Below are 22,986 nucleotides of genomic sequence, written 5' to 3'. Positions count from 1 at the left end.
CTACCGTGTAAATGTATTTTTTAACGGTAACGTTGATTAATTTTCTCTCACTCAGATTTAACATTTAGACAGGTATCGTCTTTACACTACACTTGAGAACAGTAACACTCACATTCGGTCGAAAATACTGCAATACTAAGGTTTCCCAATGCCACCGACGATCGATAGATTCAGAGCGAAGCTCCAGCAAATTAAGCAGCGACATTTCGATCCGGCATCGTTGCAATTTCGGCTCACCGTCGAAATCTCGCTACTGTCAATTCTCGGCTTAAGCGGTGTCGCTGTATGGACGAGTTGGAAAATGCAACAGCTTTTGATAACCACACATACCCAACAGGTTGAATATATTGCCACTCGGTTTCCTCGCGATGTGCAGCTCTACAGTGAGATGTTACCAGTCGCCACGGGTCTGCAAAAGACGATCGATAGTGTCTCTGTTCCTGGTTTGGCAATTTGGGTCAAAAGTACCGATGGTAAAAAGATTTTAGCCCAATCGGGTGGAGTAAGTACCGAATTAATGTCGATCGCCGATATGCCGCTCAAACCCCAGGTGTACCCAGTAGGCGATCGATTTCTAATTTTATATCGGGGTGGGGTAACGGTGCGAGGTGAATCCCTGGGCAAGGTCTACATGGCGCAGGATGTCACGCAAGAGCAATCCCAACTGATGTCCGCCATTCAAGGTTTGGCGGCTGTGTGCATTCTATCTTTATTCTTAACAACGATCGCGATCGCCTTGCGGATTCGGAGATCGCTCCAACCGTTACAGGAGATGAGTCAGATGGCAGGGGCAATCTCGGCGGCAGACTTGAACAAGGCACAGTTGCAACTGAGTCAGGCTCCAACTGAAGTTAAGGAATTAGCACAAACTTTTAATATGATGCTGGCACGGTTGGCGGAATCTTGGGAACAACAGCGGCAGTTTGTCGGCAATGTCTCCCATGAGTTACGCACGCCGTTAACGGTGGTATTGGGCTATTTACAAAGCTTGCTGCGGCGGAGTACCAATTTAAATGATTATCAACAAGAAGCCCTCCAAACGGCGGCTGATGAAGCCGATCGCACGGTAAGATTGCTTCAGGATTTGCTGAATTTGGCACGGGCGGATAGTGGTTATGCCCATTACAGTCTCGAACGGTTGTCGCTCAATGATGTGGTGACAGAAGTAGTCCAGATGACGGAGAAGTATAGCGATCGAGTCATCCGCGTCGAGGCAATCGGAAATATCGCAGCAATCGCCGATCGCGATCGCTTGAAACAGGTATTAATCAATCTAATTGATAATGCGGTCAAATATTCTGACGCGGAACAACCGATTATCTTGAGTATCGACCGCCTCGACGGACAAGCACTAATTCGAGTACGCGATCGTGGGGTAGGGATTCCGCTCCAGGATCAGAGCCGGATTTTTGAACGTTTCTATCGGGTAGATGAAGCCCGCGCGCGCACGACAGGAGGGCATGGGTTGGGACTAGCGATCGTCAAAACATTGGTGGAAGGGATGGGTGGTAATGTTACAGTGAGATCGAAATTAGGGGCGGGTACGGAGTTTTCGATCGCTTTACCAACATAGTTTCGATTGCAAATATGTCGGTGTCTAGGCTGAGAAAATGGGTAATAGAACATTGACGGTGGTACCCGAATCAGAAGATACGATCGCCAATTCGCCACCATGAGCGATGATAATTCGCTGGGAAATTGCTAACCCTAATCCAGTACCAGCAGGTTTTGTAGAGTAGAATGGCGTAGTCAAAAGGTGTAATGATGCTGGCGGAATGGGATTGCCGCCATTGTGGATTTGGATGCAAACTCGATCGAAGTCGGGTTGCGGCAAGATCTGACAACTGACAGTCTCATTGGGTTCGATCGCTTCGCAGGCATTCCGAAACAGATTCAGAAAAACTTGTTTTAACTTATCGATATCTGCCATGACTTCGATCTCTGGACACCTACTGACATAATCTATCTGGCGATCGATAGTTTCTGGTAAGTCTCGAACCTGTAACAATAAATCGTTGATAAAATTGCCGATATGAAGTCTTGTTAGTTGCAAGATTTGGGGTTTGGCATAGGATAAAATTTCTTGCAACAGATGTTTGAGACGTTGAGATTCGCTTAATGCCAAATCTAGACGCTGCCGATCGGCATCGGTATCTAAAACTTTCCAGGCGTATTGCAATCCCATCTCGATCGTCGTCAGTGGATTGCGTACCTCATGAACGATCGTCGCCGTAAATTCGCCAATGGCAGCCAATCTCTCGCTCTCGATGAGCTGTTCTTGGGCAAGTTGTAGCTCGATCGTGCGGGCAGCTACTTGTTGGGACAGGATCTCATTAAATTGCTGTTGCTGCTGATAGAGCAGGTAATTTTCGATCGCGGTAGCTGCTCGTTCGGCAAATAATTCGACGATCTTGATTTCTGACTCTGCGAAGAGACGGGGTACTTGAAAGAACGAACAAATCGTCCCAATAACTGCTCCATTCGTCGTGCTTAGGGGTATGCCTAGATAGCTGAGATAACTGTTGGAAAGTCGATCGCAACATAAGTCTTGACGACAATCTTCAATGACAAAAGATCGCCCAGATTGGATGACATCTGCGGCCAGCGTACCATGCAGTAAAAATCCCGCGTTATCCCGCTCCAAATCGAGGCTGCTAGCCATAATTCTACCTATCTCCCCACTACACATGGTGACGATCGTCCAATCAGAGCGGACGATGCGGCTGACACCTCGGACGATCTCCATCAAATAAGCTCCTAAATCGCCCGAACGATACCCGATCGCCATTAACTGTTCTAGTTCGGGGCAATCGAGTTCAAAGGGTGGTGAAGCTGGGGAATTTAGTGATGGATAAGAATGACTAATCATTATCGTTACCTCGATGTGAACCAGATCGATCGCGCTAATTTCTCCTCCTTGACGATCGACTAGCAAAACTGCATCCCGCAGTGTCTCTAAAGGGCGATCGTCATTGTATTTCAGCCCGTTGATAAAAAATGTGGGTGTTGAGATGACACCACTGTCGATACCACTATCGAGATCCGCTTGCACCCGTGCCACATGTAAATCGGTAACCATTTCTTGTAAAAACCGATCGACATCCAGATCGAGTGCGATCGCGTATTCAACTAGATTACTATCGGCAAGTTGGGATGGATGCTCGAATAAGCAAGCGTGCATTTCCCAAAACTTATTTTGTGCGGCAGCAGCTTCGGCAGCTTCAGCCGCATGGTAAGCTTCGGGATTAATCTGCGATTGTGGAAAGTGCCGAAACACGAACCGCAGGCGATCTCCCATCTGCGATCGGATCGAGGAGATGATGCTATGCGCTGCTTGACAAATCGCACATTGATAGTCGCCATATTGCACCAGAGTTACGTTGGCAGTGGAGTCGCCTTGACAACGATCTTGGCTACTCACTGGCGGTGTTAATCGATCGGGGCTGGTAGATAAAGCCATGAGCTAAAAGTCGCAATTGCTATTGCAGCAGATTGGGATACCTTTCACTTTACAGATAATCTTGCCAATCGTTACTACACTAGATGATGATTTTCTTACTCCACTATTGTTGGTTTTTTGCCTACCTAAATAGGTAGGTTTCTCAATTTTAGACAACGTATGCCAAAATCAAAAAACTGCGTTAGAGTTTCAGGAAGTAATCATCGCAGGGGTTTACCTGATGAAACTAATTTCCGTTTGTGTTGGATTGCCACGCGAAGTCACTTGGAAGGGAAAACAGGTCGCGACTGGTATTTTTAAGCAGCCAGTAGCAGGACGAGTGATGATGCGTTCTCTCAATCTAGATGGCGACAAACAGGCAGATTTGACCGTTCATGGTGGTGCCGAGAAAGCTGTTTATGCCTATCCAATGGAGCATTACGCTTACTGGGAACGAGAGTTACCAGATGAAGAGTTGCCTTGGGGCGCGTTTGGCGAAAACCTGACGATCGAGGGCTTATCCGAAGCGACGGTGAATATCGGCGATCGCTTTCGCATTGGCACCGCTGAAGTAATGGTGACGCAACCTCGATTCCCTTGCTTCAAGCTCAATCTCAAGTTCGGTCGCGACGATATAGTACAGCGGTTTCTGATTAGCCGTTTGAGCGGCATCTACTTCTCAGTGGTGCGAGAAGGTGAAGTTGGCGCAGGAGATGCGATCGAACTGTTAAGCCGCGACGAAAATAATATCACCGTTGCTGACATCGTGCAAATCTATGTGCGTGAAGCCGATCGCGATTTGGTGCGCCGTGCCGTTCGGGTGCCAGCATTAGCAGCCAGCCTAAAGACATACTTCCAGCAACAAATCGAATAACGCCATTTAGATCGACTTTTTGTAGCAACAACTGTTTTTTTAGGACGCTCAATCGGACTTTTCGATCGAGATGAGGGTTAAGTATTTCAAACATTAGATTGAAGGTGTCCGGCTGTAATCCACATCTTCGTTTGAATGCTTTTCAAGCAAAAGAAGTCATGATTTACCTACCTAAATTAGAGATATTTAAGAGCTTGTATCTTTGAGTCTTGCCTAAGTTTTAGCGACCATTCCCAAATCAAGATAAGCTACAATCTCGATCGTTAATTATGTTAGGCTAAATAGTAGTTTTTTCCCGAACGCCTCTGAAGTTTATGACTGTTGCTCAAACGACAAGACCATCTAGTAGCCCGATTACAGTGACGTTGAAACGCCTAGTTGCGCTGCTGGAAGAGGACGAGACAGACGAGTATGGAGTTCTGCAACCGAGTCAAACTGCATTTAAGTTGGCAATGCGATTTATTCTAGAAGCCTACGATGCAATGGGCGATCGCTTTCCGAAGGCATCAGCTTCAACAGATGAGCAGGGAAGCATTCGACTGACATGGAGCAAACTTGAGTCCGACTGCGAAGTTCGGCTAATCTGCCCTGCTCAGAATGACCAACAAGCTTACCTGTATCATGAACTAGGTAATGATTATGCAGTAGAACGGGAAGTGACAGTCTCCATCCTCTTGTTGTGGTTGGAATGGCTGATTCAAGCATGAGACAGTTTGAGGCATTACCAGACAACGAAATCGTATATCGTTCGATGCTGCGAAAGCAATGGATTGATGAGGACACGGGAAGAGTAAAAGCAGATGCTTATTTTCTCCGAGCAAATGAGCCGGGGCTTTCTGTGAATTTAGCCAGTAGATGTTCTCCGCAACAGTGCGCTGAGATGTTTCGTAAATGTTATGGTGTTGCCAGTCTTAATGTTGGGGATGTCCGAGAGATTGGTTTGGATATAGAACAAGATGCTGTGAATCATGCCAATGTTATGGGTTTGCCACGTCGAGAAGATGACTTAGCCGAGGCGGAACGTTTAGCGGGTTTATTGGCAAAGCGATCCTACATTGTCTGGCAACCAGTATGATTCAGCGCGATTGTCTCAAGGTTGCTGTGTAACCAAATTCGGTCGAGAAGAACAGCGGTACGATCGCAACTATAACTTAATAATGCCTTGCTTGAGGGCATTGACCACCGCATGGGTGCGATCGCTAGCACCGAGTTTGAGCGTGACATTGGTAACATGAAACTTGACAGTGTTTTCAGAAATGTTGAGTTCGCCAGCAATATCTTTATTTTTTTTACCTTCAGCCATTAACGCCAACACCTGATATTCGCGATCGCTTAGATCTACTCGCTCCATTCGCGCCGCCAACTTGTTGCCAATTCCGGCGGGGATGTAGCGTTGCCCTCCGCTGACAGTCCGAATCACTTCTAAAATCTCCTGGCAGGGGGTATCTTTTAGCAGGTAAGCTTTGGCTCCAGCCCGCAGCCCTCGATATACATCCTCATCCGTCTCATAGATCGAGAACATGATGATGACAGCAGTGGGGAATTCAGCTCGGATGGTATCGATCGCTTCTACGCCACCAACCTCTGGCATCTTCAAATCCAGAATAGCGATATCGGGCTGGTGAATGCGAAACTGTTCGATCGCCTGTTGGCCGTTATTTACTTCGGCAACTACATTCATATCCGGCTGGTCGTTTAAAATAGCGACTAAGCCTTGACGGACGATCGGGTGGTCGTCGGCAACTAGCAGGCGGATGGTTTTGAGAGATTCAGGCATAATGGATGGCAGCACGATCGCGATAATTTTAAGGTGTTTCTGGATGGGCGAGAGTGACAGTAATGCTGGTGCCTCGATCGATCTGGCTGACTAGGTGCCAGGTGGCTCCAATCCTGGCTGCCCGTTGCTGCATCCCCATCAAGCCAAATCCCGGTGAGGGAGATTGCGTCTCAAAGCCACAGCCATCGTCGCGGACGGTCATTTGTAAATTTTGGGGACTATAACTGAGGCGAATTTGGATGGTTTGGGGTTGGGCATGGCGCAGCGCATTGGCGATCGATTCTTGGGCAATGCGGAGCAAATTAAGTCCCAAATCGGGATGGAGCGGGCGGGGGCTACCGTCGATCGCCAGGTCGATGGGCACCGCTTGTCTCGACATAGTTTGTTCGATAAATTTGGCGATCGTCCGAGCGGGATCTTCATATTCGGAGGTTTCTAGATATAGCGTCCAAACCGATCGACGGGCTTCCGCCAAGCCATCTTTAGCGAGGGCTTGAGCCGAGAGCAAATGAGTGTGTGCTTTTTCAGGTTGAGTCGCGGCAAAGTAATCGAACGCCTGCAACTGCATCGAAATTCCACCAAAGGCTTGGGCGAGGGTATCGTGAATTTCTCGCGCCATGCGAGTGCGTTCTTGGAGCAATGCCGCTTGTTGAGCCTCTTCGGCAAGGCGGGTCAGCTCAATGGCAAAGGTGAGTTGTTGTGCTAGGGCATGAGCCAGTTCGATGGCTTGCCCGACAAAGGTGCGATGAGTAGGTAAGTAAATGGCTAAAGTACCGATGTTCGTGTTTCCGACCTTGAGCGGAATGTTGAGAAACGGTGTTACATCTAACCCAACTTGAGCGGATGGATCGCTCGATTTGAGAATCTGCCCTTGGCAGTAAGTTAAATAGGAATAAGTCCGATCTTCTAGATCGGAATGCACCCAATATTCAATACGTGGGGCATCTAATTGTTCGGCAATTAGTTCGAGAGTATATCCAATGAAACGATCGAGATCTGGATCGGTGGCGAGGGTATCGAGGGATTGTTTGAGAGCAGTGTTTGCCTTGACCAATTCGGCAACGCTTTCGCGTGCCGCTCGTTCCTGCGCGCGCGCGATCGCTTCTGATTGCTTAATTTCTGCCAATTGTGTCAGTTGAATGGCTAGAGTTACCTGCTGTGCCAGCGCACACATCAGCTCGATTTGTTGCCCGCTTAAATGGCGACCGCTGGGAAAATAAAGTAACAGCGAATTTGTCAGTTTTTTCGACCACCCCAGGGCGATGTTAATCATTTTCCTGATGCCATGCTCCGTACACCATTTTTCCAAATCGAAATTCAGCGGCGAAAAGAGTGCCAGTTCGATCGGATCGGTAGGGATGTCTTCGATGACATAGTAACGCTGACGAGTTTGGAAATTTCCGTACCCATCTAGTTCGTGTTGAACTGGGATGCCTGTTACCAGACAATCATTGGGCAGCTCGGCGGCGGTGAGAATTTGTCCGTTACTATAAGCCAGCCTAAGATAGGCAACATCGCCAGGTTCTGGATTCTCCCAATACTGGATTAGTGGGGCATCAAACTGTTCGGCAAAGGCTTTGAGCACATAGTCCAAAAAGCGATTGAGGTCGGGGTCTGTTGCCAACAAATCCACGGTGCGATCGAGCACATGGTTCGCTTTGGCCAATTCGGCAACGCGCACCTGTTCCGCTTGGAGCATGATTTTTTGAGATCGATCGCGATCGATCGCACTACCAATACAATCGGCGATCGATCGCAAAACGGCGACTTCTGCCGCACCGATCTCAATTGCTGCTCGACAATAATTCAAACACAACACGCCCCACCACTGCCCCTTGACCCGAATCGGCACAGAATAACTAGACTGGACTCGAACGGCGGCATAAGCACTACGCAAAGGTTCGACCCAAGCTGCTAGGAGTCCGCCAAAACCATCCCCGTTCAGATAATATCGTTCCAGAAATGCTTCGATTCCGGCTGAAGGGATGCGTGCGGCTTCTGGGCAATCCATCTGTCGAATCATGCCGGGTCTAGCCCACTCATAGATCGCGGTATGGTAGGTTGGCACCGTTGATGAGGGATCGGAGGCAGCATCGAAGTTACCTTCTAGCACGTTAAGGCGATCGCAGTCTGCACCTTCGGCAATGATTTGCAGGGCAGTATCGATCGCTTCGTCAAAGTTTTCCACCGTCAGTAAAACACTGGTTGCCTTGGCTGAGGCTTCTAAGAGCCGATCTTGCCTATTTATCATTCGATCGTACACTTCCTGCTCGGCAGTTATTTTTGGTGGGGATGGCGATTTTTGAGGCTGAGTAGACATGGTTTTAACCTCGGCAACACTTGCCATGCAGACAGTCCACCCACATAATTTTCCGCAATTTTAACACCCCAGCTTGGTTGGTGTATCCCGATCGTGCCGATCTTCCGCTAAAGTGCTGGTATCGATCGAGTCGATCGAACGGTCGAGTGCGCTCGAATTTATGAGAAATTGCTGAGATTTAACTGAGGAGATTTTTAGAATAAATTCAGGAAATCGATAGGTTAAATTCAGAGAGCTTTCAGGGGTAGCTGCGATAGTTAATTCAACGAGCAACTTGGTTCGTCCCTACAACATTAATCGGTCATAACTCATGAAATTAGCTACTTTGGTTACAAGTATTGCGATGGTTGGTTTGGTTTCAGTTGGTAATATTACTACCCATAGCTCTAGTCCTAGTGTATCGATCGGGGTAATAGCTAGTGCGGCTGAAGGCCCTACGGTTCAAGAAAAGATTGCTTTAGTTACCAAAAACAAAGGACAAATTGGCGGTGGTGACCAACTGCGACGCTTCTTTTACGGAGATTTAGAACCACTCGGCGTTCAACCTGGTGGAGCTGGGATGGTGGTCAATTTATACAATAAAGCCAATAATGTTACCTTCTCCTACTGCGCCACTTATGATGTGGTAGTAGCCGTTAGACAAGGCAAGGTAGCTAAATTTCTAGCTAGTGAAGTCAAGTAATATCTTTTTTCTCCAGTTTATTGAAGAGATCGAGGGTTGAAGCGAATATCTCTGTATTGATATTTAACCTTTTATCTAGATTCGATCGAGATTTAAATTTCTCATTGTAAGCTGCCCGCACTTTCTAAAAAAAACCACCCTGTTACGCTGCAATTTAATAATAGTTTCTCCAGCATCTAAGACTTGAGAACAGGAATAAGGGAGAAGAAAAAGTAATCGATCGTCTTTTTCTTCTCCTTTATCCATTGCGACTTACATTTTTCATTAAATTTAGAGAATGATATGAACAATAGATATTCATTTATTGGTGGCGATCGAGGTACGTGGAAAGTAATTGATGTGCGGGGAAAATTAGGTTCTAGTTTAGAGCTGGTTGAAAGATTAAATATAGTAAATGAAGCTGTTACCGAATTGCCATTAAATAGTGCCTGGATTCTTCAAGGATTTAGTAGTAATATTCGTTATGCCATGCAGGATGAAGTTACTGCTCTAAAAGCAGTTCAGCCTGTGTTAGATCGTGCAGAAGCGATTTCTGCTGTATTGATTCCCATTAAAAAAACTCCTCAGTGGTGGGAAATGGCACAAGATGAGCGGCGCAAAATTTTTGAGGAAGTATCTCATCACACGGCAGTAGGGATGGATTATTTGCCTGGGGTAGCGCGGCGGCTGCTGCACTGTCGAGATCTGGGCGAACCGTTTGATTTTCTTACCTGGTTTGAATTTGCACCGGAACATACTCAGGATTTTAATGAATTACTAGTGCGGATGCGCGCTAGCAAGGAATGGGAATATGTAGAACGAGAGGTTGAGATTCGGCTGGAAAGTCGCGATTGAATGAAAACAGCACATTTCTGAGAAATTACTGAGATTGCGATGATAACGTTCTCAGAATAAATTTAGGAAATTCCTGGGTTTGGCTCATCAAGGCTTAAGTACAGTCCGAGATACTCGATCTTGTCGAGCTACATTCAGTTCGCTTAAAAACTTTATATCGATCGATAATCGATCGGGAGTAATCCATGAAATTAGCTTGCTTGTCCGAATCTCCATTATATTCTTTAATTTAGATCTCTCATGACTACTGCCAATCTTCACGGTTTCGTCGATGCGTGGGGTGCAGAAGCCTGGTGCCTGGACGGTCACGAGTGCAATGGTCGGTGCGTTTCAGGAAGATCCAAAAACTCGTGAGGAATTTCTCAGTTTAATTAGCCATAAACCTGCCTTTTAGTAGAGATATCGATACTCGATCGGGTCGTTCGCTGTTCGGGAAGTTCCTTAACTGCAAGCCGATAGTCGATCGCCGATCCCGATCGAGATCCGATCGAAAATTGCAGCCGGAGCAAGTCTTAACAACAAATATATAGGCTAATTTTATGTTCGTTACTTTTCCCAAACTGCGATGGTTGCAAGCCTCGATCGTTGCTACTATCCTCACTATAGCTATCCCCCTTCCAGGTCGCGCAGCAGATCGAATTACCGGACACTTTCCACCCTTTAAAGACGTATCCATTTCTGTTCGCGATCTAGATATTTTTGCTAGTGAAGGTAAAATTCCAGCCGATTATGCTGCTTTAGTCAAACAAGCTTCACCAGAACAACTCCAACAGTTGCGACAGTTATTACAGCAGAGATTTGAAGTTAGTTCGGTATTTGTGGCTCAGTTTACTAACTTACCACTGGTGGAAAAGTTATTGGAGCGAATTGGGGAATCGATTCAAACAGATTCACGCCAGAATGGAATGAAATCGCTGAGGTCGGCACTAATTCGGGCTGCTGAAGATAAAAAGCAAGGCTTAACCCTAATTAACCTCTTAAAGCAGTTCCCCGGTCGGCAAATTAATCTCGATCTGGCTGAAGTATTTACTATCTATAATAATCTAACTGAATTATTCAAACGCCGAGATCGGACTGTTATCATGCTCGATCGCCTTGCCAATGCTGAAGCGGCAACTTTCAAAATCGACTTTTCCAAGCAACCGAATCTCAGGCAAACAGGTACGTTTCGCTGGCAAAAACGCCAATTTGAGTGGCTAGATCGGTCGCGTCAACGAATGGTACCTGGAGATCTCTATTTACCGCAAACAACCTCTACCAATCCACTACCAGTTATTGTTATTTCCCACGGTGTCGCCGAAGATCGTACCGCCTATGCTTATTTAGCCGCACATCTAGCTTCTTATGGGTTTGCAGTTGTCGCCTTAGAGCACGTTGATGGGGATGCCAAAATCGCTCGGAAATACTTTTCAGGGATGGCTCCGCCGCCAAAGGCAGCGGAATTGCTCGAACGTCCGCGCGATGTATCTTTTTTACTAGATGAATTACAACGCAGGGCACAGTCCGATCCGACCCTGCGACAACTCAATGTCCAACAGGTGGGACTAGTCGGACATTCCCTCGGCGGGTATACAGTGTTAGCTCTAGCTGGTGCCCAGATTGATTTCGATCTCGTCAAACGCGACTGTAATCCCAATCGATCGCTAAATCTGTCCGTCCTCCTCCAATGCCGTGCCAAGGAACTAAAACCCCAAAATTATGCCCTCAAAGATCCCCGCATTAAAGCGATCTTTGCCATCAGTCCCCTCGATAGTACGATTTTTGGGCGGCGGGGGCTGAGTCAAATTCGCGTGCCTGTATTCTTCTTGGGTGGCAGTGACGATATTGTGACACCTGCGGTACCAGAACAAATCGATCCGTTTACCTGGTTGCAAACGCCCGCTAAATATCTGGCTATTTTACAAAGAGGAACCCACTTCTCCACGGCAACTATCTCTAAAAGCGACAGTGTTTTCCCAGTTTCCGATAGTTTAATCGGCCCCGATCCGGTGCAGGCTCAAGTATATACTAAAGCACTCAGTACCGCTTTTTTTCAAACTCATTTAGCCAACCGGAGTGAATTTCAGATCTATCTTAATGCTGCTTATGCCAAATCTCTCGATTCGATCGCGATCGGAGCAAATAATTTAGCCGTTCAAAATCCAGTGTCACTGCGGCTCAATTTAGTTGGTGCATCTGCTAGTCAGGCGATCTCCCAAGCTTTGCAGCAAGAAAATTCTCGCGACCCGAAGCTCCTTCAATAGATTCTCTAATTAATTCATTAAAGCAAAAAGGTGTTGTCGCGAGCGAACTTTAAAATAACGTCAAAATAGCAAGATAAACCAATCCCAAAACGTCATGCAGTAGATGATGCCGATGGAATAAATCTGGAAGTAGGTGATGTTCCCAATGATGCAGCCGATCGTCTTGATGCCTTATCTGAGTACCTGAATCCAGTGGAAGTTCAGCTTTGGTGAGGCTCTGGGCTAAATCAGCTTCTATCAAATTAAGAATCTCTTGATTTACTCGGCGCAATCTTTCCCCCAACGAGTTGTAGTAAACAATCAATCCATATCATGAGTCGCTAATGATGCTTAATGATTTGCTACTTTAGAAATACGCGGATCGGTAAAGATGACGAGCAACAGGACGATCGCACCGTTAGCCAGATAAAACCACCGAATTAATCCATCAAACCCAAATAAAAATGGCGCGGCCAAAAAAGCAATTCCAGCCAAGGCATCGAGGATTAGATGAACATTGAAAGGAATCCACTTGACAATACTCAATCCATAATCGGTGATGAGACTGTACGCAATTAGTAAAACTCCCGCAGCAACTGATAACCATAAAGCCAATGGCGATGTTGCCTGAAAATTAAGTACCAATGGGACTGCGATTAAAACAAGGGCAGCCGCGTAATCTAAAATTCCGTGCAAAGAACCGCTAACAAACCGAATACTGCTCATAATAAATTCTTGGTTTTAGTGATATCGAAGACTCGATATTTAGAGGTATAACTTCAAGTAAAGTTCTTGCTAAATATTTTTCATTGAATTTGTGATACGTTAGGTAACGTAAAACGATCGGTAGCTACCAATGATGGAGATCGGGTAGTTGCTGAAAATGAGTGGCAACGAAGCCAACGAGGATGACAATCGCGATCGTGTTATCCCACGATTCAACCGGAAGTGAGGAAGGAGAGTTTTCTCCTCCCAAATCGATTACCACTCCGTGCCCCGGAAAGGATAGTCATGATGAACGATGTAATCTAATCCGCGTAGGAGGATACTCAAATCGGGACGGGCAAAGGGATGAGTGCCTACATTGGCATAGTAAAGACGACCATCGGGTTTAATAATAAAAGTGGCAGGTTCGCTGAAGATTGCTGGTTCGCTCTCAAAGTGCCCTTTGCTGATATAAAGTCCCCATTTGTGCATATCATCTTGGGTTAAGCCATAACCGAGTGCCAAATTTTCAATTTTACTGACGGCTTTGAATTGTTGTGCCCGCTCTAATGTATCGCCGCTGATCGCAATAACATTCACCCCAATTCGGTTAAACTCAGCCAGTTGTTTGTCTACCGCCGCAATATACTCTTGGCAGAAGGGGCAATGCAGACCACGGTAAAACACGATCGCGGTGTATTTGTCGGTAGGCTGTTTTGCCAAATTCCAAACATTACCATCGAGGGTTTTTAGCTCCAGACTGGGTGCAGGGTGTCCCATGATGAGTTTGGGCGAGGTCGTTCTTTCGATTTGGATAGTCACAATCTAATCTCCAATTGCATTTGAATAACTGTATTTAGCAGGCGTGGTTTAGAGCGTCCTTGCTCTTGCCTTCTTCGATACATCCATCATGCGGGATGCTAAACTATTAAGCAAGACTATGTTAATAATAGAAGCTATAAACAATGTCAATAGTATGGATTTATATCAGGTACGTTACTTTTTGACGATCGCCGAGACAGGCAATTTTTCCCGTGCTGCCGAGCGGCTGTATTTGTCCCAGCCTTCGCTATCAACGGGGATCAAGAAGTTGGAGCAGGAATTGGGGGTTACCTTATTCGAGCGTGGCGGACGACGCACGGTGCTGACACAAGCAGGGCGATCGTTCTTGGAAAACGCGACAATTATCATGGCGCAGTATCAATCGGCTCTGCACGAACTCAAGGGATTCCACGAGCAACCAGTCTTGAGACTCGGTACGCTCACCACCATGCGAATTGGAGAATTAGCGGATTTAGTCAATAGGTTTCAGCAAGAGCGTCCAGGTGTAACCATCGAATTACGAGATGGTAAGCAAGAGCAACTGCGGGAATGGCTGGAAGAAGGAAAAATTGATGTGGCGTTAATGGTCTTGGGCGATCGTGAGGAACCGCAAGCCTCGATCGTGCTGTTCCGTCAACCACTGTTGTTGGCAGTGCCACAGACTCATCCTTTTGCCCAACGTAGCTCTGTGCGCCTAGCAGAGCTGGATGGGCAACCATTTATCGAGCGTACCAATTGCGAATTTGCCGATCGAGAATGCGAGATTCTGGAAGCGAAGAATATTTGCCCCAAGGTGGTGGCTCGCGCCAGTCATGAAGAATGGGTAATCTCTTGGCTGGAAGCGGGATTGGGAATTAGCGTTATGCCCAAATGGCGAGGGTTAACGGGGATTGTCTATCTGCCGATTGTCGATTTGGATTTTCAGCGGACGATCGGCATCAAATGGCGACAGCAGCAAAGCTCGGAGATTGTGGAACAGTTTTGCCATTATGCTGCCAGTCATAATTGGGCAGTGGACTAGAGGCATCCCTAGCATCCATAGCATCTTGCTCTGGCTGAGACCTTGAATTACATCTCGACCATCATCTGCCAGTTCCCCCGCTTGACAAACTATAATCCACCGAAATCGTGAATTTTCGCTACCATCATTTCTGAGTTGAGTAACTTTCATCTGTTGTCTTTTGTGTTTAATTAAAAGATTGGTTAATTGCTGTAAATTTCCATAATGGTGTTGAGTAACTTCAACGCTTCCGGTTGAGATCGTTGGAAAGAATTGCGCCCAATAATCGAACCAAACCCGCCACCTTGGGCAATCGCCCGAATTTGTTCGAGCAGATTTTCATCACTTTCGGTCGCCCCACCAGAGAAAATTACAATCCGATTGCCGCCAAAGGTACATTGCACCACATGTCGGACTCGTTCGGCTAAAGTATCGATCGGGATCTGTTGCCCTTCGTAGACTTTTCGCGCTGCATCCTGCTCGATCTGGTTGCTAGGTAGTTTGACTTTGATAATGTGGGCACCCAATTGGGCGGCAATATGGGCGGCATAGGCGGTCACATCGATTGCTGTTTCTCCGGCTTTACTCAAGCCCGCTCCACGCGGATAAGACCAAATAATTACGACTAGCCCATGTCGTTTGGCTTCCTCGGCATAGGCGCGGATTTGCCCATACATTTCTAGTCGATGGGCAGAACCAGGATAGATCGTAAACCCAATACCTACGCAGCCCAACCGGAGGGCATCTTGGACGCTGCCAGTCAATGCTTGGAAGGGATCGGCTTCATCGACGAGCACGTCATGGTCGTTGACTTTAAGAATCAACGGAATTTGTCCGGCAAAGTCTCTGGCTCCAGCTTCTAGAAAACCAAGCGGAGCGGCATAGGCATTGCATCCAGCCGCGATCGCCAGCTCGAAGTGGTAATGGGGATGATAGGCGGCTGGATTCGCCGCGAAACTGCGGGCGGGGCCATGTTCAAAGCCTTGGTCTACAGGCAAAATTACCAGTTTTCCGGTTCCGGCAAGTTTACCGCTATTTAGGAGGCGAGAGAGGTTGGTCAAGGTACCAGGATTGTCGCTACCATACCAACTGAGGATTTCTTTAACTCGTGGTGTCATGTTTTAGCTCCGATGGGATGAATTGGAGGTTGAGTATGCTCTAGTTTCATTCGTCAACCCAACCTCCGGTGTGGACTCGATTCTCTGCCAAGGACGCTAGGCGAAAGATTATTCGCCCACACGGCAGCTCCCCAGAGAGCAGTTTTGTCGAACATAATCACCTTGACTGGCATTGCAGCTAGGAGCGATCGCATCCGACCTTTGGCGGTAAAGGCATCCATAAAGGTGGTCGTACTATCGATCCGTTCGATCAGTTTGGGGGCGATGCCACCCCCAATAAACAGCCCTCCCGTAGCCTTCATGGTTAGTGCGAGATTGCCTGCTTCGGCACCGTAGAGGGCGATAAATAGCTCCAATGTTAAGTCACAGAGGCTAGACTGTCCCGATAAAGCGGCTTGAGAGATCGCACTCGGTGGGTCTAACTCCTGGATTTCTGTGGCTAGCCAGTTCGGTTCATTGCCTCGTCCCGTATCTCGCAAGAATTGGTAAATATTATATAGTCCTGGGCCGGAGAGGACTCGCTCCCAACTGACCCGACCGAACCGAGCCATTAAATAGCGGAGCAGCTCGATTTCCAGCTCGTTACTGGGGGCAAAATCGGCGTGACCGCCTTCAGAAGCGATCGGTTGATAATGGCGACCATCCCAGTACAATCCGGCTTCTCCCAGTCCGGTGCCAGCAGCAATCAGGGCGGCATTTCCCTCGGCATCAGCTTCACCTGGATTGAGAGTTACCAAGTTGGTGGTATTTAGGACGCTAATTCCCAGCACATTGGCTTCTAGGTCGTTAATTAAGCCGACAGTTTTGAGATCCAATAAATTTGCCAAAACTTGGGCATCGACGACCCAGGGCAGATTTGTGGCATCGCAGCGACCGTGTTTGACTGGCCCCGCTACTCCAAAACAGGCTTGAGTAATATGTTGGGGATAAGTCGCTCGAAATTTACCGACGATCTCTTCGAGATTGGGGTAGTTATGGCTAGCAAACGTTGCTTTGGCGATCGACACGATCGCGCCTGCTTTCAATTCAAATAATGCTAAACGGGTATTCGTCCCGCCGATATCACCAGCAAGAATCATCATTTAATTTTCAACCTTCAACTTATTTAATCTGCCGCCACTGTCGCCCGTCGCGGGCTAACAAGGTATCGGCAGCGATTGGCCCCCAGGTGCCAGCGGCATAGTTAGGAAATCCGCGCGAGGGGAGTGCCGACCACACATCCAAAATTGGGGTGACGACACTCCAACCTAGTTCGACATTATCCGATCGCTGAAACAAGGTGGCATCACCGATCGCGCAGTCGTAGAGTAGCGTTTCATACCCAGTACTGCGGTTGGTGCCAAAGTGATTGGTGTAGCAAAAATCCATTTCCACGCCGCTCATGATGACGCGGGGGCCAGGAATTTTCGCACCAAAGTGGAGATGAATTCCCTCGGATGGTTGGATGCGAATTATCAGAAAATTAGGGGTGAGACTATCGATCGGGGTATCTCGAAATAGCAGGGAAGGTACGGGTTTAAACTGAATCGCAATTTCTGTGACTCGCTTGGGGAGCCGTTTGCCAGTACGGAGATAAAACGGTACATTTGCCCACCGCCAATTATCGATCGTTAGTTTGAGTGCGGCATAGGTTTCGGTAGATGAGTCGGCGGCGATGCGAGATTCCGATCGATAGGCGGGTAAGGTGCGATCGTCGATGCTACCTGCGCCATATTGTCCCCGCACTGTCTGACTCAAGACGGCTTCCGCACTCAATGGCTGAATCGCTTTGAATAATTTTGACTTCTCATCGCGCACGGCATCAGCTTCAAAAGAAACTGGCGGTTCCATCGCGATCGTAGCCAAAAGTTGAAACATGTGGTTTTGCACCATGTCTCGCAACGCACCGACACCCTCATAAAAGCCACCCCTATTTTCTACGCCGACTGTTTCGGCAACTGTGATTTGAACGTGGTCGATGTAATGATGGTTCCAAATATGCTCGAAAATACCATTGCCAAAGCGGAAGACGAGAATATTTTGGACTGTCTCTTTCCCCAGATAGTGGTCGATCCGGTAGATCTGGTTTTCTGCTAAAACTTGACTGATATTTTGATTGAGCGTGCGGGCGGATTCTAGATCGCGACCGAAGGGTTTTTCGACAATTACCCGCCGCCACTTGCCATCTTCCTGGCTGGTAAGTCCCGCAGTACCGAGCTGCCGCACGATGTCACTAAAAAAACTAGCCGCAGTTGCGAGGTAATAAAGATAGTTGGATTGGGTGCCACATGTCTGGTCTACCTGCCCTAATAAGTCCCTGAGCCGTTGGTAAGTATCCTCATCTTGAAAATATGCCATCGAGATAATAAAGCCGCTCTTCTAAGGTCTGCCAGAGCCGATCGATGACTTCAATCGTGGCAAATTCATGAATTGCCTGTCGCATCTTCGATCGAAATTCTTCGGTACTCATTCGAGCGCGGGCAACCCCGACGATCGCAAATTCGGTGGGGAGCAGCTTACTAGTTGCTAGATTGTAGAGCGCGGGAATCAACAGGCGTTGCGTCAAGTCTCCAGCCGCTCCAAAAATAACGAATACAAACGGGCCTGTCGGTCGATCGAGCGTGGGATCGAGCTGAATTACTGGGGTTGCTAAGTTCATGACATCTCCTCGTTACTGGTGTTGCTCGACGTGTCCGCCGAACTGAAACCGCATCGCCGACAGGAGTTTGGCCGCAAATTCATCTTCGCCGCGCGAACTAAATCGTTGATAAAGGGCGGCACTGAGTACGGGGACTGGCGTACCTTCATCGATCGCGGCGGCAATCGTCCAGCGACCTTCGCCAGAATCGGAGATCTGCCCTGAGAATGTTTCGAGAGTCGGTTGTTCGAGTAAGGCGATCGCCGTGAGATCTAGCAGCCAGGAAGCAACCACGCTACCGCGTCGCCACACTTCGGCAATCTCAGCTAGATTGAAATCGTACTGATAGTGTTCGGGATGTTGGAGTGGTGCAGTTTCGGCATTCGCACTCCGCCCCTCCTTGCCAATATTGGCATGATGCAGAATGTTTAATCCTTCGGCATAGGCCGCCATTAAGCCATATTCGATGCCGTTATGCACCATTTTGACAAAATGTCCCGCGCCGTTAGTACCGCAGTGTAGATAGCCATCTTCGGCGGTACCAGTAACTTTTTCGCGTCCGGGGGTGCGGGTAATATCGCCGCGTCCAGGGGCGAGGGTTTTGAAAATCGGATCGAGATCTTTGACGATTTCCATCGCGCCACCAATCATCATGCAGTAGCCGCGCTCTAATCCCCAGACACCGCCACTGGTGCCGACATCGAGGTAATGAATCGATCGCTTTGCCAGTTCCTTCGATCGGCGAATATCGTCGATGTAATAAGAATTGCCACCGTCGATGATGATGTCCTCCGGTGCCAACAGTTGCGACAGTGCAGTGACAATCTGCTCGGTTGGCTCTCCGGCTGGCACCATCAGCCAGATCGCTCTGGGCGGTGCTAACTGACTGACAAATTCATGAAGAGTAGCGGTACCGATCGCCCCTTCGGCGACCAATTGCTGGACTTTCTCTGGGCTGCGGTTGTAAACTACGCAATCGTGACCGTTGCGTAGCAGTCGGCGCACGATATTCGCGCCCATCCGCCCCAAACCAATTACACCTATTTGCATTGTTTTCCTCCGGTTATTTGACTAGTTCTCGGACGATCTTTTGTAGCGCAGTCAATCCCGCTGCCACGTCGGTACCTAAATGCACGCGCAATGCCCGTCGCTCGCGTTCTGCTAGTACCTGAAAATCCCCACGAGCTTGAGCGGCTTTCACTATCCCAAAGGTGTAATTTTGACCTGGTACGGGTAGATCGATCGCATCGTCACAGGTAATTTGGAGAAAAACGCCACTATTGGAGCCACCTTTATATGCCTGTCCGGTGGAGTGTAAAAATCGGGGGCCAAAACCCAGACAGGTGGCAACCCGCTTGTAATTGCGAACGGTGACGCGAACCTCTTGTAGTCGATCTTCATTTGCTTGGTTCATCTCGATATAAGCCAGCAGTGCGAAGTAATCTCCAGCTTGCAGTCGATTCAGATGAGCGCGCAAATAGCCCGCGATCGATCGATCCGTACCGACGATCTCATCCAGAACAGCCGCATTGTGGGCATCGGTAAATAATTGCATCCCAGCTTCGACTAGCAGCGGTGTCTCGTCAGGCAGGGTGCCAGTTGTCTCATAGGCTGCTGTCAATTCGCGGGTGACGAGCTTGCTGGCTTCCACATCGGGCTGGTCGAACGGATGAATGCCCAGGATCGATCCCGCTACCGCCGTGGCAATTTCCCAGCGAAAAAACTCTTGTCCCAGTTGGTAAGCATCGCTGATGTCAATCCGCACCACTGGATAGTCTCGTTCGAGGATATCGATCTTCATTTCTTGCCGCTCATCTGGCGCGGATGGCGATCGCAAATAGACAAACAGGCGATCGCTTCTGTACGCATACGGCAAATCCAGCGGTTCGCGATCGATCGGAATCAAGCCTTTGCCCTCTTTCCCAGTGGATTCGGCTAATAATTGTTCTAACCAGGCTCCCAAATCGGCGATGCCTGGAGAGGTAATCAGAGTGACTTTATCGATCCCCCAATTTACCAAAGTGCCCAAAATGCAGCCCAAAACCACACCAGGATTAGCTGATGCCGGAACTGATGGAGCGCAAGAATGCACCATTTCCGCCGCACGATCGAGGAATCTCTCGACATCCAAACCCATCACCGCCGCAGGCACCATCCCAAAATTCGAGAGCGCGGAATAACGACCGCCGATACTGGGTAAGCCATAGAAAATATGCCGAAAATGGCTATTTTCAGCAACCTGCTGTAGTTTAGAGCCAGGATCGGTGATGGCGATAAAGCGATTGCCTGCGGCAGCGGCTCCGACTAATTTCTGGAGGCGATCGAAGAAATACTGCTTGAAAATATTGGGTTCTAGGGTACTGCCTGATTTGCTCGATACAATGAATAGGGTTTTGGTGATGTCGATCTGGCGTTCGATGGTGTGAATTTGCGCCGGATCGGTAGAATCGAGTACCAGCAGTTCGGGGAAGCCTGTCACATTACCAAAGGTGAGTTTCAATACTTCTGGGCAGAGGGAAGAACCGCCCATCCCTAACAACAGCACATGAGTATATTGCAATTCTCGAACTTCTTGTGCCAGTTGTTTGAGTCGATCGAGATGTGCCAACTGGTCTTCGGTAATACCCAGCCAGCCCAGCCACAGGTTTTCGTCGGCACCCGTCCACAACGAAGCATCCTGCGCCCACAGGCGACGAATTTTACCAGTTGTCTGCCAATCTTGAATCGCCGCAGCGACGGCGACTGTCATAGCTTCATTTGGTAATTTATAAGTCAGTCGATCGATCGCATCGCCCAATACGGCTTCCCGGTTCTGTTCGACCGCAATCAGCAATCGATCGAAGGCGTTTTCAAATAGCTGCATCCCTTCGACTAACAATCGATCTGTCACGAGTGACAACGATATGCCAACTTGGTGAAGATTTAATAATACCTCCCGCGCGGCATTAACATCTTGAGTGAGTGTGGCTGCGGGTTTACCGCGATCGCGAAAGGCGGCGAGCGTTGCGGGTGGAATGGTATTGACCGTATCGACACCAATCAATTCCTCGACATATAAAACTTCGCTTTGATGGGGATTTTTCGTGCCCGTACTCGCCCACAACAACCGTTGAGGTTGCGCGCCATGCGCGGCGAGTCGCAGCCACCGCTCGCTCAAATAGAGAGCCAGATAGCTTTGATAGGCAACTTTGGCATTGGAGATCGCCACCTTACCCAATAACGATTTGAGTAAATCTTGCTGCTGCGGATTGGTGCTAATTTTGAGTCGATCCATAATCAGATTGTCAACCGCAGTATCGATCCTACTCACAAAGAAGCTAGCAACACTAGCCACTCGACTGAGATCGCCACCATTGTCGGCGTATGTCTCCAACCCTGAAATATATGCCTCGGCAACCAGTTCGTAAGCCGTACAATTAAATAGCAAGGTGACGTTGACATTAATCCCCTCACTAATTAACTGTTGAATGGCGGGAATACCAGCCGGATTTGCGGGCACCTTAATCATCAAATTGGGGCGATCTACTGCTAGCCAGAGCCGATGTGCTTCTTGAAGCGTTTGCTCGGTATCATTTGCTAAATAAGGAGAAACTTCCAGACTGACATAACCATCGCGATAGTTAGTGCGATCGTAAATCGGACGGAGAATATCGGCTGTTGCTTGGATATCGAAGATCGCTAACTGCTCGTAAAGCGAAATCGCATCGCGATCTCGATCGGCTTCGAGCGATCGCAAGGCATCATCATAGTCGGTACTCCCCGCGATCGCTTTTTCAAAAATGGCTGGATTTGAGGTAACACCCCAAATCTCACCTGCTGTTACCATGTCTTGTAATTCGCCACTGACGATCGAACTGCGCCGAATATAATCCAGCCATACCGACTGACCGTAATGTTGTAGTTCCTGTAATGGATTAGAAGCGGTTGGAGTAGGAAGCATTGATTTTTCCTAGAGTTTAAATTTTGCGGTGATGCTGCTTTGAAAGTGCAGCTATATTTTTGTTACAAATCTGGCAATCGAGCCGCAGAGCCAGCGATCGGATCTGAAGGTATTTGCTATTTGCAAATTTGGAACTAATTTGAGGTCGATCGCTAATTGGCTGTTCTCTACTCTGCAACATCTTCATCTCTTTACGGGCGAAGATAAAGGTGAAGTTAGCCATCATTTTTCTTGGCAAAATCTCATGGAAAGTTTAGCAAAATCTCAGCAAAATCTCATTTAATTTCGATATGGTAAGCGAGTCAAAACTTTAAATTATGACCTTTTCCATGCCATCCCTACCGCTGCGGTAAAAAAATCGAATCATCATGAGTACACAGGCTATCACCCTCAGTCGCCATCTTTGGCAACAACAACAGCTCTGCAATACGCCAATAGAACTGTCGATTCTGCTCGAACAAATTAGTTATACAGCCAAAATCATGTCGCGTGAAATTAGTCGCGCAGCATTAGTGGGTCAATTGGGATTAGTAGGCGAAAAAAATGCTACTGGCGATGCCTTAGTGGTGCAGAAAACTCCTGGGATGCTTACGGAGCATAGAGAACAATAATTAATAGAGAAAAGGGGCTTGTGCC

20 protein-coding genes and 3 pseudogenes are annotated in these 22,986 nt (G+C 48.0%); 10 read left to right on the top strand and 13 right to left on the bottom strand.

What is annotated here, in order from left to right; translation table 11 throughout:
* Window positions 1-148: 148 nt before the first annotated feature.
* The gene (locus C7B77_RS04825) at window positions 149-1,573 is read left to right on the top strand and encodes a sensor histidine kinase (protein ID WP_106300846.1); all 1,425 of its coding nucleotides are present in this window, start codon (window positions 149-151) and stop codon (window positions 1,571-1,573) included.
* 24 nt (window positions 1,574-1,597) lie between these two features.
* On the opposite strand, the gene C7B77_RS04820 is transcribed toward C7B77_RS04825, so the two are convergent.
* Complete coding sequence (locus tag C7B77_RS04820) at window positions 1,598-3,460, bottom strand: thioredoxin domain-containing protein (RefSeq protein ID WP_245894058.1); 1,863 nt, start codon at window positions 3,458-3,460, stop codon at window positions 1,598-1,600.
* A gap of 220 nt (window positions 3,461-3,680) precedes the next feature.
* On the opposite strand from C7B77_RS04820, the gene C7B77_RS04810 reads away from it, so the two are divergent.
* From C7B77_RS04810 to C7B77_RS04795, 3 genes are all read left to right on the top strand, one after another.
* Window positions 3,681-4,313: an MOSC domain-containing protein gene (locus C7B77_RS04810; RefSeq protein WP_106300844.1), complete on the top strand. Its 633-nt coding sequence runs from the start codon at window positions 3,681-3,683 to the stop codon at window positions 4,311-4,313.
* A gap of 314 nt (window positions 4,314-4,627) precedes the next feature.
* On the top strand, window positions 4,628-5,020 hold the full coding sequence (locus C7B77_RS04800; RefSeq protein ID WP_106300842.1) for a hypothetical protein: 393 nt from the start codon (window positions 4,628-4,630) through the stop codon (window positions 5,018-5,020).
* Window positions 5,002-5,388, top strand: coding sequence for a hypothetical protein (locus C7B77_RS04795; RefSeq protein ID WP_245894057.1), 387 nt, complete (start codon window positions 5,002-5,004; stop codon window positions 5,386-5,388). The genes C7B77_RS04800 and C7B77_RS04795 overlap by 19 nt, the downstream gene beginning before the upstream one ends.
* Before the next feature lie 69 nt (window positions 5,389-5,457).
* On the opposite strand, the gene C7B77_RS04790 is transcribed toward C7B77_RS04795, so the two are convergent.
* Entirely contained in the window at window positions 5,458-6,090 is a 633-nt protein-coding gene (locus C7B77_RS04790; RefSeq protein WP_106300838.1) for a response regulator, read from the bottom strand.
* 28 nt (window positions 6,091-6,118) lie between these two features.
* A complete protein-coding gene (locus C7B77_RS04785; RefSeq protein ID WP_181243706.1) occupies window positions 6,119-8,410 on the bottom strand; it encodes a GAF domain-containing sensor histidine kinase in 2,292 nt (763 codons plus the stop codon).
* 310 nt (window positions 8,411-8,720) lie between these two features.
* Here C7B77_RS04785 and C7B77_RS04775 point away from each other — a divergent pair, with 310 nt between their 5' ends.
* The 4 genes and pseudogenes from C7B77_RS04775 to C7B77_RS04760 all read left to right on the top strand — a co-directional run bounded on the left by C7B77_RS04775 (window position 8,721) and on the right by C7B77_RS04760 (window position 12,169).
* A complete protein-coding gene (locus tag C7B77_RS04775; protein WP_106300832.1) occupies window positions 8,721-9,092 on the top strand; it encodes a hypothetical protein in 372 nt (123 codons plus the stop codon).
* 282 nt (window positions 9,093-9,374) lie between these two features.
* Window positions 9,375-9,926, top strand: a complete 552-nt coding sequence (locus C7B77_RS04770) for a chlorite dismutase family protein (protein WP_106300830.1) — start codon at window positions 9,375-9,377, stop codon at window positions 9,924-9,926.
* 271 nt (window positions 9,927-10,197) lie between these two features.
* Window positions 10,198-10,320: pseudogene (locus C7B77_RS04765) on the top strand (GTP cyclohydrolase I); the annotation flags it as partial.
* Window positions 10,321-10,465: 145 nt separating this feature from the next.
* Window positions 10,466-12,169 carry an alpha/beta hydrolase gene (locus tag C7B77_RS04760; protein ID WP_106300828.1) on the top strand — a complete coding sequence of 568 codons (1,704 nt, stop codon included), beginning with the start codon at window positions 10,466-10,468 and terminating at the stop codon, window positions 12,167-12,169.
* 49 nt (window positions 12,170-12,218) lie between these two features.
* On the opposite strand, the gene C7B77_RS29100 is transcribed toward C7B77_RS04760, so the two are convergent.
* From C7B77_RS29100 to C7B77_RS04750, 4 genes are all read right to left on the bottom strand, one after another.
* Entirely contained in the window at window positions 12,219-12,410 is a 192-nt protein-coding gene (locus C7B77_RS29100; protein ID WP_146138187.1) for a hypothetical protein, read from the bottom strand.
* 89 nt (window positions 12,411-12,499) lie between these two features.
* Window positions 12,500-12,874: an SPW repeat domain-containing protein gene (locus C7B77_RS04755; RefSeq protein WP_106300827.1), complete on the bottom strand. Its 375-nt coding sequence runs from the start codon at window positions 12,872-12,874 to the stop codon at window positions 12,500-12,502.
* A 124-nt stretch (window positions 12,875-12,998) separates the two neighbouring features.
* Window positions 12,999-13,124 (bottom strand): hypothetical protein, encoded by a 126-nt coding sequence (locus C7B77_RS31340; RefSeq protein ID WP_281261335.1) that lies wholly within the window; start codon window positions 13,122-13,124, stop codon window positions 12,999-13,001.
* Window positions 13,125-13,129: 5 nt separating this feature from the next.
* The gene (locus tag C7B77_RS04750) at window positions 13,130-13,675 is read right to left on the bottom strand and encodes a peroxiredoxin-like family protein (RefSeq protein ID WP_106300825.1); all 546 of its coding nucleotides are present in this window, start codon (window positions 13,673-13,675) and stop codon (window positions 13,130-13,132) included.
* Window positions 13,676-13,829: 154 nt separating this feature from the next.
* Between C7B77_RS04750 and C7B77_RS04745 the strand changes: the two genes are divergently transcribed.
* On the top strand, window positions 13,830-14,696 hold the full coding sequence (locus tag C7B77_RS04745; RefSeq protein ID WP_106300823.1) for a LysR family transcriptional regulator: 867 nt from the start codon (window positions 13,830-13,832) through the stop codon (window positions 14,694-14,696).
* A 182-nt stretch (window positions 14,697-14,878) separates the two neighbouring features.
* On the opposite strand, the gene C7B77_RS04735 is transcribed toward C7B77_RS04745, so the two are convergent.
* The 6 genes and pseudogenes from C7B77_RS04735 to C7B77_RS04710 all read right to left on the bottom strand — a co-directional run bounded on the left by C7B77_RS04735 (window position 14,879) and on the right by C7B77_RS04710 (window position 22,576).
* Window positions 14,879-15,793, bottom strand: coding sequence for a class I fructose-bisphosphate aldolase (locus C7B77_RS04735; protein WP_106300821.1), 915 nt, complete (start codon window positions 15,791-15,793; stop codon window positions 14,879-14,881).
* Between the two features lie 53 nt (window positions 15,794-15,846).
* Window positions 15,847-16,875 carry a glucokinase gene (gene glk, locus C7B77_RS04730; RefSeq protein ID WP_106300819.1) on the bottom strand — a complete coding sequence of 343 codons (1,029 nt, stop codon included), beginning with the start codon at window positions 16,873-16,875 and terminating at the stop codon, window positions 15,847-15,849.
* A 19-nt stretch (window positions 16,876-16,894) separates the two neighbouring features.
* A pseudogene (gene zwf, locus C7B77_RS04725) lies at window positions 16,895-18,431 on the bottom strand (glucose-6-phosphate dehydrogenase).
* Window positions 18,432-18,443: 12 nt separating this feature from the next.
* Window positions 18,444-19,460: a phosphogluconate dehydrogenase (NAD(+)-dependent, decarboxylating) gene (gene gnd, locus C7B77_RS04720; protein WP_106300817.1), complete on the bottom strand. Its 1,017-nt coding sequence runs from the start codon at window positions 19,458-19,460 to the stop codon at window positions 18,444-18,446.
* 13 nt (window positions 19,461-19,473) lie between these two features.
* Window positions 19,474-22,350 carry a bifunctional transaldolase/phosoglucose isomerase gene (locus C7B77_RS04715; protein WP_106300815.1) on the bottom strand — a complete coding sequence of 959 codons (2,877 nt, stop codon included), beginning with the start codon at window positions 22,348-22,350 and terminating at the stop codon, window positions 19,474-19,476.
* Window positions 22,351-22,366: 16 nt separating this feature from the next.
* Window positions 22,367-22,576 (bottom strand): hypothetical protein, encoded by a 210-nt coding sequence (locus C7B77_RS04710; protein WP_106300813.1) that lies wholly within the window; start codon window positions 22,574-22,576, stop codon window positions 22,367-22,369.
* A gap of 142 nt (window positions 22,577-22,718) precedes the next feature.
* Between C7B77_RS04710 and C7B77_RS04705 the strand changes: the two are divergent.
* Window positions 22,719-22,910: pseudogene (locus C7B77_RS04705) on the top strand (class 1 fructose-bisphosphatase); the annotation flags it as partial.
* Between the last annotated feature and the right edge of the window lie 76 nt (window positions 22,911-22,986).

Origin of the sequence: Chamaesiphon polymorphus CCALA 037, from assembly GCF_003003845.1 — a bacterium.
Taxonomy (GTDB): domain Bacteria; phylum Cyanobacteriota; class Cyanobacteriia; order Cyanobacteriales; family Chamaesiphonaceae; genus Chamaesiphon; species Chamaesiphon polymorphus.
Note: the sequence above shows the minus strand (reverse complement) of the source record. Positions and strands in the feature narration are given on the sequence as shown.

Bases quoted from the DNA above. Each gene is read 5' to 3' on its own strand.
- C7B77_RS04735 (WP_106300821.1), bottom strand. From the start codon at position 15,793: ATGACACCACGAGTTAAAGAAATCCTCAGTTGGTATGGTAGCGACAAT.
- C7B77_RS04790 (WP_106300838.1), bottom strand. From the start codon at position 6,090: ATGCCTGAATCTCTCAAAACCATCCGCCTGCTAGTTGCCGACGACCAC.
- C7B77_RS04775 (WP_106300832.1), top strand. From the start codon at position 8,721: ATGAAATTAGCTACTTTGGTTACAAGTATTGCGATGGTTGGTTTGGTT.
- glk (WP_106300819.1), bottom strand. From the start codon at position 16,875: ATGATGATTCTTGCTGGTGATATCGGCGGGACGAATACCCGTTTAGCA.
- C7B77_RS04755 (WP_106300827.1), bottom strand. From the start codon at position 12,874: ATGAGCAGTATTCGGTTTGTTAGCGGTTCTTTGCACGGAATTTTAGAT.
- C7B77_RS04810 (WP_106300844.1), top strand. From the start codon at position 3,681: ATGAAACTAATTTCCGTTTGTGTTGGATTGCCACGCGAAGTCACTTGG.
- C7B77_RS04800 (WP_106300842.1), top strand. From the start codon at position 4,628: ATGACTGTTGCTCAAACGACAAGACCATCTAGTAGCCCGATTACAGTG.
- C7B77_RS04760 (WP_106300828.1), top strand. From the start codon at position 10,466: ATGTTCGTTACTTTTCCCAAACTGCGATGGTTGCAAGCCTCGATCGTT.
- C7B77_RS04745 (WP_106300823.1), top strand. From the start codon at position 13,830: ATGGATTTATATCAGGTACGTTACTTTTTGACGATCGCCGAGACAGGC.
- C7B77_RS04770 (WP_106300830.1), top strand. From the start codon at position 9,375: ATGAACAATAGATATTCATTTATTGGTGGCGATCGAGGTACGTGGAAA.
- C7B77_RS04820 (WP_245894058.1), bottom strand. From the start codon at position 3,460: ATGGCTTTATCTACCAGCCCCGATCGATTAACACCGCCAGTGAGTAGC.
- C7B77_RS04825 (WP_106300846.1), top strand. From the start codon at position 149: ATGCCACCGACGATCGATAGATTCAGAGCGAAGCTCCAGCAAATTAAG.
- gnd (WP_106300817.1), bottom strand. From the start codon at position 19,460: ATGCAAATAGGTGTAATTGGTTTGGGGCGGATGGGCGCGAATATCGTG.
- C7B77_RS04710 (WP_106300813.1), bottom strand. From the start codon at position 22,576: ATGATGGCTAACTTCACCTTTATCTTCGCCCGTAAAGAGATGAAGATG.
- C7B77_RS04715 (WP_106300815.1), bottom strand. From the start codon at position 22,350: ATGCTTCCTACTCCAACCGCTTCTAATCCATTACAGGAACTACAACAT.
- C7B77_RS04785 (WP_181243706.1), bottom strand. From the start codon at position 8,410: ATGTCTACTCAGCCTCAAAAATCGCCATCCCCACCAAAAATAACTGCC.
- C7B77_RS04795 (WP_245894057.1), top strand. From the start codon at position 5,002: ATGGCTGATTCAAGCATGAGACAGTTTGAGGCATTACCAGACAACGAA.